The organism is Clostridium fermenticellae (genome assembly GCF_003600355.1).
GTDB classification, from domain to species: domain Bacteria; phylum Bacillota; class Clostridia; order Clostridiales; family Clostridiaceae; genus Clostridium_AV; species Clostridium_AV fermenticellae.
This window is the reverse complement of record NZ_CP032416.1, coordinates 694,787-715,314: the sequence shown is the minus strand read 5'-3', so window position 1 is coordinate 715,314 and position 20,528 is coordinate 694,787. Positions and strand designations below refer to the sequence as shown.

At 29.8% G+C, this 20,528-nt stretch carries 20 protein-coding genes; 2 read left to right on the top strand and 18 right to left on the bottom strand.

The annotated features are described in order from the left end of the window. Window positions 1–7: 7 nt before the first annotated feature. From D4Z93_RS03610 to D4Z93_RS03600, 3 genes are all read right to left on the bottom strand, one after another. Entirely contained in the window at window positions 8–2,389 is a 2,382-nt protein-coding gene (locus tag D4Z93_RS03610; protein ID WP_119970458.1) for a glycyl radical protein, read from the bottom strand. Between the two features lie 38 nt (window positions 2,390–2,427). Continuing rightward, window positions 2,428–3,753 carry an MFS transporter gene (locus D4Z93_RS03605; protein WP_119970456.1) on the bottom strand — a complete coding sequence of 442 codons (1,326 nt, stop codon included), beginning with the start codon at window positions 3,751–3,753 and terminating at the stop codon, window positions 2,428–2,430. Between the two features lie 370 nt (window positions 3,754–4,123). Beyond that, the gene (locus tag D4Z93_RS03600) at window positions 4,124–4,786 is read right to left on the bottom strand and encodes a superoxide dismutase (RefSeq protein ID WP_119970454.1); all 663 of its coding nucleotides are present in this window, start codon (window positions 4,784–4,786) and stop codon (window positions 4,124–4,126) included. Between the two features lie 248 nt (window positions 4,787–5,034). Here D4Z93_RS03600 and dmpI point away from each other — a divergent pair, with 248 nt between their 5' ends. Beyond that, on the top strand, window positions 5,035–5,223 hold the full coding sequence (gene dmpI, locus D4Z93_RS03595; protein ID WP_119970452.1) for a 4-oxalocrotonate tautomerase DmpI: 189 nt from the start codon (window positions 5,035–5,037) through the stop codon (window positions 5,221–5,223). A gap of 137 nt (window positions 5,224–5,360) precedes the next feature. On the opposite strand, the gene D4Z93_RS03590 is transcribed toward dmpI, so the two are convergent. From D4Z93_RS03590 to D4Z93_RS03580, 3 genes are all read right to left on the bottom strand, one after another. Beyond that, a complete protein-coding gene (locus tag D4Z93_RS03590) occupies window positions 5,361–5,804 on the bottom strand; it encodes a hypothetical protein (protein WP_119970450.1) in 444 nt (147 codons plus the stop codon). Between the two features lie 28 nt (window positions 5,805–5,832). Then, complete coding sequence (locus tag D4Z93_RS03585) at window positions 5,833–6,993, bottom strand: MalY/PatB family protein (RefSeq protein ID WP_119970448.1); 1,161 nt, start codon at window positions 6,991–6,993, stop codon at window positions 5,833–5,835. Between the two features lie 728 nt (window positions 6,994–7,721). Beyond that, entirely contained in the window at window positions 7,722–8,528 is an 807-nt protein-coding gene (locus D4Z93_RS03580; RefSeq protein ID WP_119970446.1) for a glycosyltransferase family 8 protein, read from the bottom strand. 211 nt (window positions 8,529–8,739) lie between these two features. Here D4Z93_RS03580 and D4Z93_RS03575 point away from each other — a divergent pair, with 211 nt between their 5' ends. After that, entirely contained in the window at window positions 8,740–8,880 is a 141-nt protein-coding gene (locus D4Z93_RS03575; protein ID WP_119970444.1) for a zinc ribbon-containing protein, read from the top strand. A gap of 182 nt (window positions 8,881–9,062) precedes the next feature. Here D4Z93_RS03575 and D4Z93_RS03570 read toward each other — a convergent pair whose 3' ends face one another. From D4Z93_RS03570 to D4Z93_RS03515, 12 genes are all read right to left on the bottom strand, one after another. Next, window positions 9,063–9,422: a molecular chaperone Hsp90 gene (locus D4Z93_RS03570; protein WP_119970442.1), complete on the bottom strand. Its 360-nt coding sequence runs from the start codon at window positions 9,420–9,422 to the stop codon at window positions 9,063–9,065. 106 nt (window positions 9,423–9,528) lie between these two features. Continuing rightward, window positions 9,529–9,978 carry a sunset domain-containing protein gene (locus D4Z93_RS03565; RefSeq protein ID WP_119970441.1) on the bottom strand — a complete coding sequence of 150 codons (450 nt, stop codon included), beginning with the start codon at window positions 9,976–9,978 and terminating at the stop codon, window positions 9,529–9,531. A gap of 521 nt (window positions 9,979–10,499) precedes the next feature. Further along, window positions 10,500–10,694: a hypothetical protein gene (locus D4Z93_RS03560; RefSeq protein WP_119970439.1), complete on the bottom strand. Its 195-nt coding sequence runs from the start codon at window positions 10,692–10,694 to the stop codon at window positions 10,500–10,502. An 864-nt stretch (window positions 10,695–11,558) separates the two neighbouring features. Continuing rightward, on the bottom strand, window positions 11,559–11,909 hold the full coding sequence (locus D4Z93_RS03555; RefSeq protein ID WP_119970437.1) for a four-helix bundle copper-binding protein: 351 nt from the start codon (window positions 11,907–11,909) through the stop codon (window positions 11,559–11,561). A 1,677-nt stretch (window positions 11,910–13,586) separates the two neighbouring features. Next, complete coding sequence (gene mntA, locus D4Z93_RS03550; protein WP_119970436.1) at window positions 13,587–13,973, bottom strand: type VII toxin-antitoxin system MntA family adenylyltransferase antitoxin; 387 nt, start codon at window positions 13,971–13,973, stop codon at window positions 13,587–13,589. Between the two features lie 39 nt (window positions 13,974–14,012). Beyond that, the gene (gene hepT, locus D4Z93_RS03545; protein WP_341466785.1) at window positions 14,013–14,252 is read right to left on the bottom strand and encodes a type VII toxin-antitoxin system HepT family RNase toxin; all 240 of its coding nucleotides are present in this window, start codon (window positions 14,250–14,252) and stop codon (window positions 14,013–14,015) included. A 199-nt stretch (window positions 14,253–14,451) separates the two neighbouring features. After that, window positions 14,452–14,829: a helix-turn-helix domain-containing protein gene (locus D4Z93_RS03540; RefSeq protein WP_162920248.1), complete on the bottom strand. Its 378-nt coding sequence runs from the start codon at window positions 14,827–14,829 to the stop codon at window positions 14,452–14,454. 287 nt (window positions 14,830–15,116) lie between these two features. Beyond that, a complete protein-coding gene (locus tag D4Z93_RS03535) occupies window positions 15,117–15,989 on the bottom strand; it encodes a hypothetical protein (RefSeq protein WP_119970432.1) in 873 nt (290 codons plus the stop codon). Continuing rightward, a complete protein-coding gene (locus D4Z93_RS03530) occupies window positions 15,958–16,773 on the bottom strand; it encodes an ImmA/IrrE family metallo-endopeptidase (protein ID WP_119970430.1) in 816 nt (271 codons plus the stop codon). Before D4Z93_RS03530 ends, D4Z93_RS03535 begins: the two co-directional genes overlap by 32 nt. 10 nt (window positions 16,774–16,783) lie before the next feature. Beyond that, window positions 16,784–17,191 (bottom strand): helix-turn-helix domain-containing protein, encoded by a 408-nt coding sequence (locus D4Z93_RS03525; protein ID WP_119970429.1) that lies wholly within the window; start codon window positions 17,189–17,191, stop codon window positions 16,784–16,786. A gap of 162 nt (window positions 17,192–17,353) precedes the next feature. Next, on the bottom strand, window positions 17,354–19,063 hold the full coding sequence (locus D4Z93_RS03520; protein ID WP_119970427.1) for a restriction endonuclease subunit S: 1,710 nt from the start codon (window positions 19,061–19,063) through the stop codon (window positions 17,354–17,356). 1 nt (window position 19,064) lies between these two features. Then, window positions 19,065–20,510: a type I restriction-modification system subunit M gene (locus tag D4Z93_RS03515; RefSeq protein ID WP_119970425.1), complete on the bottom strand. Its 1,446-nt coding sequence runs from the start codon at window positions 20,508–20,510 to the stop codon at window positions 19,065–19,067. Between the last annotated feature and the right edge of the window lie 18 nt (window positions 20,511–20,528).

Below are 20,528 nucleotides of genomic sequence, written 5' to 3'. Positions count from 1 at the left end.
CTTTCTATTAAGCCCAGCTTTCAATTTCCGTACGCTGAATAATATCATTCTGGATATCCCTGCCCAGCTCTACAAAGAATGCTGTATAGCCTGCAACTCGTACCAAAAGATCTCTGTGATCGTCCGGATTTTTCTGTGCATCCAAAAGAACTTTTGGATCAACAATGTTATACTGAGTATGATAAATACCCAATGTACACTGAGTCTTCAACAAAACCATCATATTATTTAATCCATGCTCGCCTTCAAGAAGTTTCGGATCAATCTTTAGATTCATCTGTGTTCCCTGAGTGAAACGTGCATGTGGTAAGTTACTGATAGATTTCAAAAGTGAAGTAGCACCATTTATATCAGTACCACCTGTAGCACCAATACCATCTGCAAGAGGTGTCCATGCCTTACGTCCAGAAGGAAGCGCTCCTACACTTTGTCCTATTGGTACGTTACCAGATACAGGAAGCATACCTGCTGTCAATTTACCAAATGGTGAACTATATTTCTCAATCTGATCTACAAGATAGTTGTAGATTTCTCCAGCACAAAAATCAGCCTTAGGATCATCATTTCCGTATTTTGGTGCATCCATACACATCTTATAGATGTCATCATATCCTTCAAAATTTGCATCCAATGCTTTGCAAAGTTCATCCATAGTCAATTTCTTTTCATCATAAATAAGACTTTTAATGTCTGCCACAGAATTAATGATATCTGCCTGTCCGATGATATTGATACCATTACCTATATTAAACTCAGCTCCGCCATTTGCGTAATCCTTTCCAACCTTCATACAGTTCGGATATGTGAGCGAAAGCCCTGCAACCGGACGATAATTCTCGCTAAGATAATCCAAATAGGAATTCATTGTTGCCATCGTATGCACGAAATAATCAATCTGTTTTTTGATTGCTGCCATAAAATCATCAAACGTCTTAAAATCACGAGGATCACCAGTCTGAATAGAAATCTGCTCACCATTCTTACGGCTCTTACCATTATTCATAACCATATCTACAACGCCACCCATACTGATTTCACCAATATCAGTATAAGATTTTAAACGGCCTTCCAGATTTGTCTCAACACAGCCACATGGAGTCCAATCCCATGCCTGTGACAGTGGAATGCCCTTATTAAGAAGCATCTTGATACCATCGTCATCATGATAGATAGCAGGCATCGTACGTCCCATACGGATGCACTCTGCAGCTTTTCTTAAGAATGAATCCGGGTTTTTGGAAATGCTGTAACGAACGGTCATGTTTGGTTCTTTCAGAGCAGTATCTTCTGTAGCCTGAATTGTCATATAGGAAAGATCATTAACAGCGTCATTTCCATATTGATCAATACCACCTGCACAAACCTGAACAGTCATATTGTAACCTGCGGAGAAAGCAGCACTTTCACCATCTTGAAATAATCCCATTTCTGCAATCTTAATCCAGAAACAGTCCATAAGTTCCTGAGCTTCATCCTGTGTCAGTATACCATCTGCAATATCTTTCTTATAATAATCAACAAGATACTGATCCATACGGCCTAAATTATAAGAAGAGGCATTCTGCTCCATAAAGATACAGAACTCATAGGTAAGCATACTCTGCAGTGCTTCATAGAAGTTGCGAGGTGGATTTGCAGGAACGTTGCGGTTCACTTCTGCAATTTTTAACAGTTCTGCCTTGCGTGTTTCATCTGTTTCTTTTGCTGCCATCTTTTCAGCCAGATCTGCATGACGATTAGCAAGTGCAATGATACCTTCAGCTGAGATAATAAGCGATTTGTAAAATATTATCTGTTTCAGTACATCTTCTCCCTTTGCATCATCAAGAGCAGCAAGTTTTTCTTCAGCTTCTTTCTTAATTCCGGAAATACCTTTTTTAAGAAGAGTTCTCCAGCCAGGTGTATTCTCACCATATCCACGAACAAACTTTTTATCAACATACAGCATTCCGCCATCACGCATTGTTCTTACATCTTCAGGCATCATTACATTCCAACGATCAAGAACACATTTGCCTCTCCAATAAGGAGCAACTTCATCCATAAAGAGTTTCTTGTTCTCATCAGACAGATAAAATGGATCATATTTACGTGTGCTGATAGTATCAAGCTCCTTCTCAATTACGGAGCAAGCAGAATCTGGATTGAGAATTCCTGCACGCGGTTTGAATGCAACACCGCCAACTAAAAGTTCATTGTCCTGAATGTAAACCGGTTTATTCTCATATACATTCTTCATAGCAGTAGCTTTCTGAATCTGCCATGGCTGGCCTTCTGTGGCTTTAAATCCTTGAGTCACATAGTAAGCATCAAGGATGTCCATTTCAACACGATGAGACATATAATTTTCTCTCAGTGCCTGTATTCTCTGCATATAATCTTTTGACATGATACATTTCTCCTTTACAACTATTATTTTTTGTTCCTTCAATTTGTAGATAAACTCTTATCTGTATTTACCACATGAATATGTTTTAAGGAAGTTTCCGGTGCAAACAGCTGGCAAACTACTCCTCCAATAAGCAATATGGCAAAGCAGACACCTAAAGTACCATATACACCAATGCTTTCTACAAGAATCGGAAGTAGAAAAGTTCCTGCAGCCGCTCCAATTCGGCTGAAAAAAATAACTATACCAACACCTGTGCCTCTAACACGAGTATCAAACAATTCTGGTGGATATGGATTTTCCATTACAACAGCAATTGACATAGCAAGTGCATATACACAGAATGAAACAACAGTTATAATAACTGGTCCTTTATGTCCTAAAATCATCACACCCAGTGCAATAGCAGAAACATAAAATGTTGAAACAAGAAAACGTCTTCGCGAAATCCTGTTACACAGATAAGTTCCGATGAATGCTCCCGCCATACAGAAGATATCGTATAAAATACTAGATGTATTTGCATCTCCCATATTCAATTGACCAATTAATATAGGAAGAAAGATGCCTACTCCAAAGTAAGGGAACACCTGACATGCATAGAATGCTCCACCCACAAGTGTATTTTTTCGATATTTGGGACTAAATAATTCCATTACAGATACTTTTTCATTAATTTCTTTCTTTTCTTCCACAACAACACAATATTCATCTCCAAGTTTCTCCTCAATCAGCTTGTTTGCCTCATCCAACCGACCAACTGTAGCCAGCCATGTAGGAGATTCTGGAACCCCCATAACAATTCTTGAAATAGCAGCAAGTACACCTGGAATAACTGAAGTAACGAAAATGATATGGTAATCTGTCGATAAGTTTCCCATAATCAGTCCTGCAAAGAAGGAAGCTACATAACCAAATGTCCAGAAAATAATAAACCTGCTCAGATAAATTGGTCCATCCTTAGGTGAAAACCACTCTGAAATAATTGTAGATCCCACTGTGTAATCAACAGCAATACAAAGACCGATGCAGATACGCAGAACCATTAAAATTCCAACACTTGATGTAAAAAGCTGAAGGATAGAAAATATAGAAAATAATGCCATATCCAGTATCAACAATTTGCTTCTGCCAATTTTATCTGAAATATTGCCGACAACAAGGCTCCCTGCAAGTCCGATTAGTGTTCCGGCTCCAAGCAGTCCAACCCAAAAAGTACTTAGACTCAATTTATCCTGAGCTTGTGTTACTGCTGTACCTGCAATCCCCAAAGCATACCCACATGCAATCTGACCTAGAATAGTACAGACATATAGCATAAGATGGAATTTCGTAAATGGCGCTTCTTTATAATCTTTTTTCATTTTTTCTCCTTTCATTTTCTTTTGTTATTATATTAACGTTTTCTTTCGTTATTATATTAACATTCAATTGTTCAGACCGGAAATGCCTATGACGAATACCACTATTCAAAAAATAAATAATACGTTTTCAGTACATGATCTCCCGCGTAAATGAGATAAACCCTATCACAAAACGTGATAATAAAATGCTCTGAAAGTACCTTCACTTTTGGATATTAAAAAGAACCTTGGGAAACTCCAAAGTTCTTAAAAGTTTAAACTACATTATTTTTATAATACTTTCTCTATCTACTAGAATTATAGGGTTTATAAATGAAAGCTTAGGTTATACTTCAGCTTTCATTCATAAACCCTATATGTTTTAATATTTTTAAAATCTAGTAAACATCAATGGACATTGGTTATATTGTTTTCTGTTTGCATTTATCCAATTAATCCGCTTAAACGAGGTAAAACTTGTAAGCCTGTTATTTACCACCCTCCAATTTATATTTTTAATAAAAGTGTCTATATATTTTTTCTTATCTGTTCCAAAATCCATAAAATATGCATGTTCATAAAGATCCATAACTAATAATGGATAAGAAAGCCATACAGAACCTTTGTCATGTAAATCACTACCTATTATGTGAAGTTTATTATCTATAGAATCAATAGAAAGAACAGACCAACCTCTCATAGATAAACCTACATTAGTAAGATAAGATATAAATCTATCATAAGAAGAAAACTGATCTATTATAGCCTTTAATACCGGACCAAAAGGAGTATTATTTCCTCCTGTCATATTTTGAAAGTAAAGTTGATGCAATTTTACTCCATTTAAAAAATAGGTTTCCCCAAGCTTTAAACTACGCATATTAGAATAGGTTGGATTGCTATCAGTATAATTTTCAGGTATATAGGCCATATTCCAAATTTTATTTAATGTATTTACATAACCCACATATAATTTATAATGCTCATCTAGCTGCTTATTCGAAATTCCATTAACTGATTTAAAATCAAAAGTTTCAGGCTTTAAGTTGTACAATTAAATCACTCCTAATAATATATCACCATTTATTGTATGCATCTAGAATTTAAATGTTTAATTCTTACACAAGCAAGTATATATAAAAATAAGCACCAGTATAATTAACATAGTGCTTAAATTTATTTATATAATAAGGGGGACTTATTATAATTTTTAGTTTTTTCTCTATTGGCATATAATAAATTTTACTTTAATTATTTAAACCTATATAATATTTTTATAAACTACATTTAAGGAGTGATTCTATGCCACTAATAAAAATTGAAGGCCCAAAAATTACAAAACAGCAAAAAGAACAACTTGTAAATGAGCTTGTAACTTCCGCAAGTAAAATTCTTAATATACCTGAGCAAGCTTTTGTTACTCTTATAAAAGAAAATGAGTTAGAAAATATAGGTTCAGGTACCGAATTATTATCTAATAAGCAAAAATAGTTCTTCTAATACTAAGCTATGCAAGAATATAAAATGATCTATGTAAACCCCGTAAGAATATTTTAATTTTAAAACACCACACTATTCAAATTGAATTTTGTGGCGTTTTGCTTTGAATTAAATATAGGAATTTCAATTCAATCTAATTCAATATCTTCTTTCTTGTTTTCAATACATTTTTTCTTTAATTTCAGTGCATTATATTTAATCTTTATTGCATCTTCTATATTTTTTATTATATGTTCAAAATCATATAAATCTTTAGATCCTATATTCCATAATAATAATTCACAATCACAAAAATTATCTTTATCATTAAATTCAAATAAACCAATCGGTATAATTTCCCTATTCTTATTTAATTGATCTTCTTTTATAATATATTCAATTTTATGTTGCTTCAAAAATTCTTCATCATTTAAGTTTCTAATACTAATCCATGATGCACCTTCATCAACTAAATCATCGGTATTTCTCAAAAACAAAATATTATCCTGAGAGTTTTCTCTAACTGAAATTTTAACGCAAAAATAATCAGTAAATTCATGTCTATGATACAAATATTGTTTTTCAATATGCATTATAATCACTCCTCTTTTCATAATGTTTCTATAAATTATCCACAGCTGATTTTAATCTCATCAATGCTTCCCCAACTACCGACCTAGGACAAGCAATGTTCATTCTTACATGATCTTTGCTTTCTTCTCCATACCATAATCCTAAAGCTAATCTAGCTTTATTTGTCATAAAATCCTTTAATTCTTCAGCAGTCATCCCAAGTCCTTTACAATCAATCCAAATTAAATAAGTAGCTTCTGGTATGTTAGGTTTTATTTTAGGTATATTTTCTTTACAATAATTATATACAAAATCTATATTTCCCTTCAAATATGCCAATAATTGATTAAGCCATTCCTCACCATATCTATACGCAGCTTCAGTTGCAACTAAACTAAAAGAATTATTTCTTTTGATATCATTTATTTGAAGAAGATGATCATATCTATCTTTCTGTCCCTTATTCCCAAAAACTATAATAGAGGATTGTAATCCTGCTAAATTGAAAGTCTTACTTGGAGCAAAACAGGTTATTGAGTTTTGAAAAAATTTCTGTGAAATTGAAGCAAATGGAATATACTTGTTATTTCCATATACTAGTTCACAATGGATTTCATCCGAAATTACTTGTACATTATACTTTAAACAAATTTTTCCGATTTGAGTTAACTCTTCTTTTGTCCACACTCTTCCCACTGGATTGTGAGGGTTACAAAGTAAAAACATCTTTACCCCTGTTTTTATTTTTTCTTCAAAATCTTCATAGTCCATCTCGTATCTGCCATTAACCAATTTTAATGGACTAATTACTAATTTTCTGCCGCTATCTTCTATTATCTCAAAGAATTCATTATAAACCGGCGACTGAATTATTATTTTATCTCCAGGATCTGTAAACTCTTTTATCATCATCACCATTCCAGGAACAACTCCATGACTATGGCTCATATATTTGCTTTCTATATTCCAATTGTGTTTTTTTAAATACCATTTACGGACTGATTCAAAGTAAGAATCAGGTCTTGATACATAACCAAATATACCTTCATCCAATTTATTTTTCATAGCATCAATTATAGGCTGGGCAGTCCTAAATTCCATGTCAGCTATCCACATAGGTATTATATCATCTCTTCCATAATTAACACTTAACTCATCATATTTAGCTGAATTATTCCTACTTATGATTTCATCAAAATTATATTGCATTTCTCGATTCCTCCTAAAATATCTTAATTAAGGCCTTATATCCATATAGTAGTAATATAACATATAATATCTTTAACTACCATTTTTTTAAACAAATTGCAGGTTCTATCATTTTCAGATACAGTATACGTGCTATTTCTCTTGACAGTGAAAATATTTAATTCATAGATATTCACCATGGAAAATCTTCTTATTGTCAACTTGATTCTTTTAAGAAAAAGATAAATAACTTTATATGTAAAATATAGGGTTTGTAATTCCAAGTTTAAGTTATACGTAAACTGACATTTTCAAAACGTAGGAACACTAAAAAATTTTTTAGTAAATCTTGGTGAAGTATTTTTGAAAATCTTAGTAGATTTTATATGTTTAAACCTGCGAGTTTATAAAATCTGCTTAGATTTTTATAAATACGAACTTAGACTTACTAGAAATTTTTTACGTGACGAATTTTGGAAGTAGCAGCTGGAGAATAACTTAAGCTTGGAATTATAAACCCTATAATATCTAACTATTTTTAATTATCGTACTAACAGACAAAATAAAAAAGATAGCCTACCGCCGCAATTGGCATAGCTATTTTTTTATAACACCAGCTTTATGGATTGGCTACAACTAGAATTGATTGTATGCTACAGGGTGTCCTAACACCCTGTTTTTTATAATAAAAAATTCAGCAATTTAAAAATTGTCGAATTCCTTTATTGACTTAGAAAATCAAATTTTTCTTATGATTCAGCGACTTTTTCATAATGCTTATATAAAGAATAGAATTCTCCCGTATAACTTTTTTGCCAGGGCTTTCTCTTTCCACAAAAATGAATTATAGAAGTATTATTGATAACATAATCCATATCAATATTGCCTTTACTTATAATTTTATTATATTTGTAGTATCGTGGATCATAATTATAAATTATTCCATTAATTTGCTTTATATACTTAGCATATAATGCGTTAATTATATCCTGATCCGGTAAAATCAATTTATTCTTATTATTCTGAACAAAATTCAGAATTTCTTCTTCCTTTACTAACTCTCTCTGCAGGCTAATATTCATCAAAAGAACTCCTGAATTATAATATCTTTCAACCTCATATGGTTTTAATCTTAACCTGTTAATTTCTTTTACCGTAGGTATATCATGATACGCTGCTGCATAAAGGTATTCAGAAATATCAGTATCATATAATTTTTTTATGGAATTTATAACAAGTATGTCTGGGTCAAGATATAATATTTTATCAACGTCCTTAGGCAAAAATTTAAATGCTAATAATCTATAATACATCTCTTTTGTATAATGCATAGTTAAAGGTGAATCTTTAAAATATTCATTTCTTACTCTTATCGCATAAAATTTATTTCCATCTTTTTGTACTAACATACTTATATCAGAAAGTTCAGTTTCTTTCATATCTGAATGTATCATATAAATATAAAAGCGTTCTTTTGGGTTATTAATGAACAGCGATTTGAGCATAACTTTCAATGGTTTTAAATAATTTGAATTTAAAGTAACAAGAATATTCATATGCATCTTCTTTCCAATAATTTAGTAAATTCAATTTAAAACATATAAACTTTAACTTTAGTAATTTAATTTATCTTATTATAACAGCAAACTCATTATAATAAAAGGAGCTTATTACAAAAAACTTTTGTTATTCTTATAAAAAATGAATTAGAAAATAGAGGAATTAAATATTTTATGTTGAATATTGATACCAAGAGAGGTGATAATTATGTATTCAACCGGCGATAAACCTGGTAAGGGCCATTACAAGTGTACTAATTGTGGCGAAATAATTTACTTAGATCAGGATACAGATACTTTACCACCATGTCCTAAATGTAGAATGAGTACATTCACAAAGGTTGACTAGTTTGTAAAAAATCCTTTATAATCTGTTCTGAATAGCCAAAGGCTCTTATTAAGGCCAACATTCAAAGGTAGTCTTTGGCATTCAGTTAATTATTGATTATTTTTAGCATAAGTTATTACTATTATTCTACACGTTTTTGAAGTACAAATATACTCTTTTTTTCGATTATTAACCTTCTTTTCTTATTTAAGAAGCATATCCTTTTTTTCTAGAATTGCCGCTGCGGCTGTACATGCTGGACAATCACAATATTTCGCTCCAGCAGACTTGATTTTCTTTGCATGTACTGCCATACTCTTAGCAGCATCTGCTCCTAAAAACTTAATTCCGTTATCAGATTCTACAAGACTAATTAAACTATCTATTGGTACAATATCTGCTTCCAGTTCATCAATATATTTTTTCGTTTCTACAGCTTCCTTTTCAGTTCCAACAGCATCCAACCAAGCTTTTGCCGCTGCTTTTGCCTCACTGCAGCATGATGGTACACTCATTAATTCATGTGTTTTTTGAGTAACATAGTCTAATACTTTTTTATCCATAACTTATATTCCCTCTTTCTTTCAGAATTTATCTATATTCTAACATAATTATTTAATTCGCGCATTTTTATAGAATTTACAATTCTAAGCATAAAAAAGCACCTTTTTATTTAGGTGTTTTCTTAGACGCTCTATATCCGGCAGCTTCAGCTTCTGATGTAGTTTTAAAATATTCATTGTTGCTTGTTTTTTTCATTTCCTTTTCATAATCAGGATCTCCAGGAATATGATATATCTTACTGTCAGTATCTCCTATAATATCACCTTTACTTGTATCATTACTATTTTTATCACTTGAAGTTGTCGGTGTAGATGTTGATGGCAGAACAGAAACCGTATTTGATACTACCATGCTATTTGAAGCTTCAATATTTATTTTAAAGGTTTGATATTCAACATTAAGTATAAGAAAAAATAATGTCATATATAGCACCATCGGTATACCGTATAATACACCTGATTGCCATTTTTTAAAGCAAATTACAGGCTTTATCATCAATGAATATAAAAATAATATTTCAAACATAAAGCCTAAAAAAAGAAATATCCATTTCATTACTGAGTCTCCTAAAGTATACTAATACATTATGCTACCTACATTATAGCATATTTTAGTTAATTCGTTTCTCAAATACTTAAAATCATTTACCAATGTGTGACAACCAATAAGTTACCAAAATAATAATTTAATTTCTGCACATACTATTCACATAAGGATATCAAATGTACTTAAGATATTTAAATATTTAAATTCCATGGAAACTAAAATATTTTTCTTTAGTGTATTGGTATTTACTTTACACTGGAGATGACGAATCTTCAGTGTTTAAATTAATATTACGCCGAATTTTATTCTATAAAGTTCTATTTATAGATTTTTTTTAAATATAAAAACACCGTAAAATTTATTTGAACAATACGGTGTAATTTTATAGAAAGTACGTCAAACTTTATTAAAAATAGTTATCTTTTTTTGCATAAATAGAATATAATATATGGTGAGTGTTTTACATGGAAATGTAATTAGCTCATAAATATGCTTGTGTAATTTTTTATAGTAAGTAGTTTCTCGAACAACTACTTACTATTTTCCTTTTTGCACTTATTTATATCAACTTTGGCATTAGATGAGACTCCATTCTCTGACATAGTTGTTTTACTTTCAAATAACATTTTTATATTGTCTTGTTTATAGCAGAAAACTGCTAAAATTGTTAGACTCAATATTCCTGTAATAGAAAGCACTATAAGACACAAAAATAAAATATTCATTTTCCTCCCCCTTTTCAAAGCTATCTTTTAATCCCTGTAAAACACTCATAAGGTAATGGTGAAAAAGGGGGGATAACAAGCATATTTCATTACCATTCACTTACATTATATCACATTTATGTAAACATAAACATTTATTCTTTTAAATTTTTATTTTATTTAAATAAAAATTCGATAAAAATTAAATTACTAGTTAACATTATTTGTAATTTACGCAACTACGAACGCAGTACATCCAATGATGGATGAATTTTCTTTAAAGGAAATATAGATAAAGCATAATCAAACAGTCCTAATCCAACATATGTAGCTGGAATTGCAGAACTTAAAAGTAATCCAATTTGTTCAGTTATAAGTAATACAATAGCAGTAGAATCATAAATAGATAGTAACCTGGCACTAATCCTTTAATTAATATGAACATTGTTATAATTACCAAAATAAAATTTATAGGTAACAACTTACTATAAGTTTTCTTATTAAAATTTTCTAATACATGATTAGTTTTAAAATCTTGAAATTCTTCATCAGACATTAATAATTTTTATTGGGTTGTCCGTCTTCGTCACTATTAAATGCGCTTAGTTGTCTTATAGAAATATCTATTATTAAACTTTTAGCACTTTCTTCTTTTTTAATATGCATAAAAATAAGCACCAGTAAATTAACCTAGTGCTCAAGTTTATTTATATAATAAGGGGGGACTTATTATACTTTTAGTTTTCTCTAAAGACTATTTCTTTAGGACACTTATTATTATATACGGTTATTGTTACGATTTTGTGTAATATTTATTACTTATTTATATATATTCTTTAAACATTCTATGAATAAAGCACCCGGTATCACCTAAGTTCTCATTTATTAATTACATGTAACCATATTTCTACATTCATCTGCGCATTTTTTGCATTCCTGCATACATATCTGGCAATGTTGCTCTTTAAACATTCCACACTCTTGTGCACATTTATCACAAATATTAGCACAAATCCTACAATGCTCCTTTACTGAACAACTATCCATAGACATAAGTGATGCTGACATCTGGCACATCTGTGCACATTCGATAAGCACACTTATGCAATTTTTCCTATTTTGAACATCAGGTTCATTTAAACATGCTTTAAAACATTCATAACATTTTTGAGCGCATTTATTACATTCATCAATACACTGCTGATATTTATTTATAGACATAGTTGCTGTATTCATTCAATACACCTTCCTTAATAACTAATTTTAATTACTCATACAAAATATAGAATGCACAAAAAATAATTTTTTATTCTTATTAAACTATGAAATATACCTTCTTAACAAATTTTACCGATACATGTCCCCTAATATACCTCCATATCATTTATTGAAATTTTATCCGCTACTTTAATTTCTCCATGTTCATCAAATATTTTTATTTGAGGCATTTTTACTATTTCTATCATTTTTTCAGTCCTATAAAACTTTTTTATACTTTTAAATTATAGTCAGATTATTTAATCTGACGTAAAAGTTAAGATGTTTATAATTTGCTTTATTTGCACATATTATCGGGCAAATAAATTGTCTTATAACACTAAAGAATTTGCCAAAGTCTTGTTACAAGCTTGCTCTTTTGTTAAATCTTCCTTTGTTTAGCAAAGTAGCACAAATGAAAGACCTCAGAGGAATACCTAAATGGGGCTGCCTTGCTGCGAAACACTATATGAACATGTCTTTTAATGCTTGTGCATGAAAAGTTTTTGCAGGAAGTACGTCCACCTTCATGCACTCTGCCAGGAACCCAAATAAAGGACTAGTTAAAATCGTGTATTTCTTTGTTTTTAGAAGGTCCGGATAAAGGAGGAACTTATAAAAGCTTAGAAATGCTAGATTGGAACCTGTACTTTTTCGGGTGGCAGTTAAAGTACCCGAATATGTTAAATATATATTATATGCATCAGTAACTATATCCTTATTAGATCCAATCTCCTTTATAACCTGAAATACATATCTAATCTAATTTAATTAAGTGACTTTAATACACTAGAATTTATTTTATTATACCTATCCGCCATACTAATACTACATTGATATAAGCATACGAGCGGAATTAACTAATAGACTTGTATATTTGCCTTTGTCTCTAACACTGCAAAAACTAAATATTCTATATGTTTACGAAATATTTTATTTTGAGTAGCTATTAATACAGCAAATAAGAGAAAAAGAAAAGGCTTGTCCAAAGCTTCCTTGCGACTGAAAAAGAGCCTATTATAAGACTTCAGAGAACTGCTGCCTGGGTTTGGGATGGAATATACCATTAAATTTGATTTCTATGGAACAGCTTTAATTCTGAGTATGCGAAGAGGTAAAGCTAGTCCATAGATTCATAATGTAATAATTTATAAACTTTGAATAATTATATATTATTAGCATTTATAAATCTAAAAAACAAAAACACTATAATTAAAATAGTGTTCATTCTTTGTTATTTCCTATAATATTATCCATCAACCTTTTAAGACTGTCGCTATGTGAAAATTTTATGTAAGACCTTTTTATAGCATCAATAAATGATAGTACTTTACCGTTTTTCTTTATAACTTTAGGTTCTTTACCTACTTCATAAAGTTTAGTAAACTTCACATAACACATTTAGCTATCTAGTTCATTCTTACCGTGTACTGTAGTATATAAAAACAAGATGTCACAAAAATTAACAACCTCAACAGCTGCTAAAGACTTTATATATGGAGCTGCCTTGAATACTCATCAATATCTTCTTCAGTCATAAGCAGCTCTGCAACAAAAGCATTAGCTCTTTTTTCACTTATATCTTTTATATTTTCATCATTATATTCTGGTTGTTCTATTATAAGTTTTTATTCCTTATCGATATTTATCTCTCCATTAAAAACTTGCAAAATAGTCCTTATCAAATTGATCCAAATAGTATTTTTTATCCTCATAATTATTTATTATATACTCCACATAGTCACAAATTTTAATATAATCTGCTTCATATAAATTTCTACCTTCTTTTATTGTCTTAAATTGAAGTGTGATTGGTGCCTTTTTTAAATTTATAGTATCAATGTTTTCTATCTTAAGTATTTCTGTAATATCACACGCGAACTTCATTTCTTCTAAATCATTTATATCTTTATCATAAAGTATAGCAAAATCAATATCGCTGTCCTCTCTCTGATATTCGGTCCCATAGGAACCTATTATCCATACACCTAAAATGTTAGGTTGTTCACTAAAATACTTTTTTAAGTTTTCTATGTTTAGCACAATATCACCTCCTGTCTGTATTTACCTTTCTAAATTTCATTATACACTAATATTTTTCACAATATTCTTGATAAAAGCCTCAAAGTCTTCTAAATTATTTTGTGTTATTTCATAAATCATTTCATCACTAACATCAAAATACATATGAACAATTCTATTTCTAAATTTAGCCATAGCAAAGTAACTATTTACATATTTTTCTTCAATAATATCATGTTCTGCAAGTATTTTAAAACTTTCCTTATTAGTTTCTGGTCTTCCCCATCTGTTTCTGGCTATTATATGATTACTTTATACAAAAAAGTCCTGATTTGGAACATAAACTTGATATTAATTTTAAAATCTGAAATAAAAAAACACCAGTAGTCAAACTAATGCTTGCTCGCTCTATTAATATAATAAGAGCCTTCCATTATTAAGAATTTTTCCAGTAAAGATTCCTCTTCTAAAGTTATACTTTTGCTAATTAACTCATGCATTAATCATCCCACTCTTCCTGAAGTATTCCCTCTTTCTCTTGAATTTCACTATGAAAGAGAATCATATCCATAATATTCTGTGCATGCATTAGTCCGCATTTAGCTTCTTTTCTATTAACTTCTCTCATAAAAAGCTTTATAGGCTCCATTTGCTCTTCATTTAAGATATCTTCATCTGTAAGTTTTTCCATAGGTACAGATAAAGCATCACATATCGCTTTTATTTCACTTATTGAAATATTCCTTCTTCCATGAATTATCTTATTTAAAGTTTGTTTTGAAACATTTAATTTTTCCGCTAATTGAGTTTGTTTTATATCTTTTTCATTTAAAATTTTTAAAATATTTCTTCCTATTATTTCATTTGTGCTTAACATAAACATCCATCCTTCTTATCTATATCATATTCAATTTCATTAACCTTAGTTAACAAAACAGATATTTTTTAATGATGTTTTCATTAAAAAGTATCTGTTTTGTCTAATTTATTTCATATAAAATGATATAACACTATTTTGTTTAACTAATTTTATATTATTTTCAAGTAAAATAATTTTAGTGTTAAGTAAAAGTTACTTTGTTTCAAAGTAGATTGAATATATTGTAAATAACACCCTTTCCTCTACAAAATATCCATTAGGTCTGTATCTTTCTATACCTTATATTAAAATATAATATTAAAAGTACTATCTTTTAAATTTTCTATAAAAGCTTCATTGCTTAAAATTTCATCATGTTCCTCAACCGAAGTATCAGGTGCATTTTTTGTATATTTAACCCTTTTTTCATCTCTAAATTCTGTAATAGAATAAATATCTTTTCCATCACTTATATAACTATTCAAATAACTTTCTTTAATTATGAAATCATTAGACTTAAATGTTATAACACTGCTTTCTAATCCTTCAAACATATTGTCGTTTAATAATTTTAACTTTGCAAAATTAACAAAATCATATGTATCCCTATCATTGGATAACACAGTTATAGTATGGTGTCCTTGAAAATAAATATATGACATAGCTAGAGCTAAAACACCTATTGAAATTTCTCCTGCATTTTTCTTCTTTGTTCTTCCATTTTTAAGCCGTTTGCCTTCAAACCCATTATTATACAATAAATTCAACCAAACTTCATAGTCCTCTAATTCTTCCAGAGGCTGATTTTTCTCAATATATCTTTTAATGAAACTTTTTATCTCACCAATTTTGAATGAACAATATAGAAAAAACTTATAAATCCATACTGATTTATACTTTGCTAACTTTTCATAATCACTCTCGTTTATCACAAAAATTTTTATACCTTTATTAAACATGTTTTCTATATAATCTACTCTTTCTTCTGAATCATTTACTTCTTGATAAACCCAATTAGGTATTAGTAATAAATCATACTTTTTCAATATCTTCTCTACATAAATATATTTATCTACATTTATTAAAAAAGTAATTGTATTATTATCAAGGATTCCTATCTTTTTAGGAGCACTGGAATTTAAAGCTTCAATTAGTTTTTCTACCTGAATTACTTCCATTTATGAGTTCTCCCTTCACTAAATCCTTGAGTTTATTTAAAAATTTCAAATTATCTTTATGATAATCAACATCCGTTTCTTTTTCTGACAGCAGCTTTATTTTTTTATCCAATCCACCAAAACTTATTATATTAGATGGTTTAACTAAATCAGTATCTAATTCTAGTTTTTCAAATAATTCAATTAAATTTTCTGGCTTTTTATCAAAATTCTCAACTATTAACTTCTTTAATCCAACATTGTTGAACAGTACAGCATCTTCATATAATTGAATTAATATAGCCTTATAGGGTGATTTAAATACATCCATACACTTTGCAATTTTATTTATAAAATCAGCATCTTCTAATGAATAATAATATCTATAGACATCACCTAATAACATCTTTGCAGCAAAGTAATCCGCTCTTCTCTCATTTAATTCCATTTCTTCTGCCTGTATGTTATGCTGTCCTTTAATAATAGAAGGATCATAAAGCAAATGATATACTTCATGCCAGGCAACAAAAAATTGATAAACTCTGGGTTGCGCTGAATTAATAACAGGTATTTTTAAATTATTCCTAATAAATATAGCTCCTCCCCAATACTCATCCTCTATTGGCAGCTGTATTAAATTATAATTTTTCTTAAGAACATCAAATGCTAGTCTATCAGGACCCACTATTCCAGCTTTGTTATAATTAATAAAGAAATTATTTTTAAAATTCTCAATTTCATTTTTTATTTTTTTATTTGCTTCTATCACTTCATTTAAATTCTGAGATGTTATATATTGAGACATATTTATCACCCTACCTATCACTATAGACTTCATAAAGATCTATTATATCGTCTAAAAAGCCAAACATTCTTTTAGCCTTATCACTTAGTTCATATTCTTCCGGTGCATTATTAGATGCTACAACTTCACGGTTATTGTCTGACTCTGTATGCTTATAATCTACTAATTCTTCAAGCTTTATATTAAAGGTTGTAATAATCTTATCCACATGTTTTTTGAGATTTGTATTATTATCTATTTCACCTTTAATTAATTTATCAATAGTTGGTCTTGATATACCTGTTAATTTTGAAAGCGATGATTTAGTATATCCATTATCTTTAATAAATTGAAGAAGATTAGCACCTATTTTATATCTATTGTCATAAATATATGATCTCAATTGCTTTTCAGTATATTTCTCTAATATATTAATCATATTATTACCTCCCTTAACTATATTATATGTCAATATTGTAAAAAAAGATACATATGTAAAAATAGCTTTTACATATGTATCTTTTTAAATTACAATTTTAATCCATTTACATCCACATGTTACGAGCCTCTGGTAATATACCACATAAAGTTGCTATTAATTTTACATAAATTCATTCTTAAGTAAAGCTTCCATTAATTTTTCGCTGTACTTTTTAGATTTTTCTATTTTATTTTCTAATTCATCACATAATGTCATTAATGAATCTACTTTTTGTACTATACGGTTTTGTTCATTTAGTGGTGGAACTCCTATAACAAACCTAGTTATATAATCCTTTTTTACCCTTTGCTGACCAGCAGTTCCAGTATACGTTTCTATACCACCCTTGATAAATTCTTCCGTTTTGCATATACATAATATATATTCTGGAAGTATTAAATTTTTAATGCTTCTAATAACATATAGTTCTGTTGTCCCTGCTCCTATATTATTAACTAAATTTTTCATAATAGCAGATTTTCTATTTTCGAAACATGGAGTAATTTTAGCTACAACAACATCATTTTCGGCAAAATGTGTAAATCCATTTTTTATTTCTCTCCACAACCTTGTCTCTGATGTATGTTTATTGTTGAAGCCATTCTCTATTAACTTCATTGGCACAAATGATACTAGTTCATTATCATCAATTGAATTTCTTGGATTTATTAAACAATATTCTCCTATCCTTACCCATTCCCATCCACTAGGCAATTCATAAGGCTTTTCATCCTCACTTATCTCTGGCAGTGCCTTTTCCTTTTTTATCTTTCCTTCCCTAATAAGCTTTTCTTTTTCTTCTTTTATCTTTTCCAAAAGCACACTTGCTGGCTCATCCTTTGAATTTTGAGGAACAAGCCTTCCTTGTACTGCTAATTCAAATATTGCATTTTTTAATTCTTTAACTCCATCATCACCTAATGTTAACTCTTTAAAGTTATCTATAATAAATCTCAGTGTTTCTTCTAACTCTTCTAAAGAACTGCAGCTATCAATGCTATTAAATACAGACTTTAAACTTAAAGAACTATATTTAACCTTTCTTTGTAGTTCTTTTTCTAATTCATCACAAAATGCCATTAATGAATCTACCTTTTCTACTATACGTTTTTGTTCATTTAAAGGTGGTAGCGAAATCAAAAGTCGATTTAATTTATCCGTATTAATATTAGGAAATGATGTTCCTTCTGACATGTTATTTATATTATCTTTCCAACATTTTAAATAAATATATATATAATCTCTTAATACTTTATTATTAATAATATGTTTCAAAGCTGCTAACCCATCATATATATATCCACTAATCCCCATTATTGCTGACTTACCTACGCTACCACTTACAGCTATTATAATCTCATCATGTTCAACTAATCTACTCTTTAAACTACCTTCATATGTTAAATACTCAATTGTACTTACAAGTCTTTCATTAACACATGAATTAGTAATATCCTTTATTGTAACCCAATGATACTTTGTTCTTTCATTAGTAAAATATTTAGGATCTCCTTTTGGTCTTGGTGATGATCCTCTTACTATATTATATATACATCCTAATCTTACCCATTCCCATCCTTCAGGCAATTCATAAGGTTTTTCATCCTCACTTATCTCTGGCAATGGTTTTGACTTTTTTATCTTTCCTTCTTTAATGAGCTTATCTTTTTCTTCTTTTATTCTCTCCAAGAGCACACTGGCTGGCTCATCATTTTCATCCTGCTCTACTAATTTTCCCCTTACTGCTAACTGTAGTATTAAATTTCTTAACTTCTTAACTTTTTCTGGTCTATCAAATATTGTTTTAAATTGTTCTAATAACATGTTCATACTATTTTGATGTCCCTTCTAAAATCTTCTTTAATTCATCTATCAAAGAATCCTGCAATTTATCTACAGCAGCAGTAGCTTCATGATACTTTTTTAATAATGCCTTTGGATCTCCTAAATCTTCTTCTTCCTTATTAGGATTTTTATAATCTAAATTGTAATTTCTATTTTTGATATCCTCTACTGAAACCTTCCAAGCATACTCATTTTCTTCTCTGTTATTCCACCACTTTTTCTCCAGTTCAAATTCTTCGTATCTTATTGGTTTGGTTTTAGTATAATTTTTATATCCTTCAGGAAGTGGATGTTCAAAGAACCAAACTTCTTCTGTTGGCTTACCTTTTTCAAAAAATAAAAGATTTGTATTTATTCCCGTATATGGTGCAAATACTCCATTAGGCATTCTTACTATAGTATGAAGATTAAATTCATTTAAAAGTTTTTCTTTTATATGTGTCTTTACACCTTCACCAAATAGGAATCCATCTGGAAGTACTACTCCCGCTCTTCCTTTTGCACTTAATCTATACATTATAAGAGTCATAAATAAATCTGCTGTTTCTTTTGTTTGAAATTGCTGAGGAAAATTAGTTAATACCATATCTTCTTCAATTCCGCCAAAAGGAGGATTCATTGCTATTACATCAACATATTCTGAAGGCTTTAAATCTCTTACATTCTTCATTAAAGAATTATCATGTTTTATGTTTGGCACATCAATATCATGAAGTATCAAGTTAGTTGTAGCAAGCATGTGAGGAAATGGCTTCTTTTCTACACCCATTATGGTTTCACCTAATATTTTTAAATCTTCAACTTTGGTTTCTTGTTTTTTTAAGCTTTCTATGGCACAGGTTAAAAAACCACCAGTACCACAAGCAAAGTCGGCTACTTTTTCACTAAGCTTTGGACTTAGCATATCTATTATAAATTGTGTAACAGGTCTTGGTGTATAGAATTCTCCTGCATTGCCTGCACTTTGAAGATCTTTTAATATATTTTCATATATATCATTAAATAAATGTCTATCTTCACCTGCTATAAAATCTATTTCATTTAGTTTATTTATTACCTGTCTCATTAAAGCTCCTGACTTCATGTAATTATAGGAATCTTCAAATACAGATTTAACTAATAGAGCTTTAGCATCACTATTCTCATCTACTTCCATTTCCTTTAAACCTTTGAATAGTTTATTGTTTACAAAGTCTAAAAGCTCATCACCTGTAATTCCTTCATCATCTTGAGCCCAGTTGCTCCATCTTAATTCTTCCGGGATAGTAGGTGTATAATCATCGTACTCTAATTCCCATTCCTCTTCTTTTGCATCAAATACCTTTAAAAATATCATCCAAACTAGTTGAGATATTCTTTGAGCATCTCCATCTACCCCTGCATCCTGGCGCATTATATCTTGTACTGATTTTACTACATTTGTTATTGACATGTATTATGTCTCCTTTCT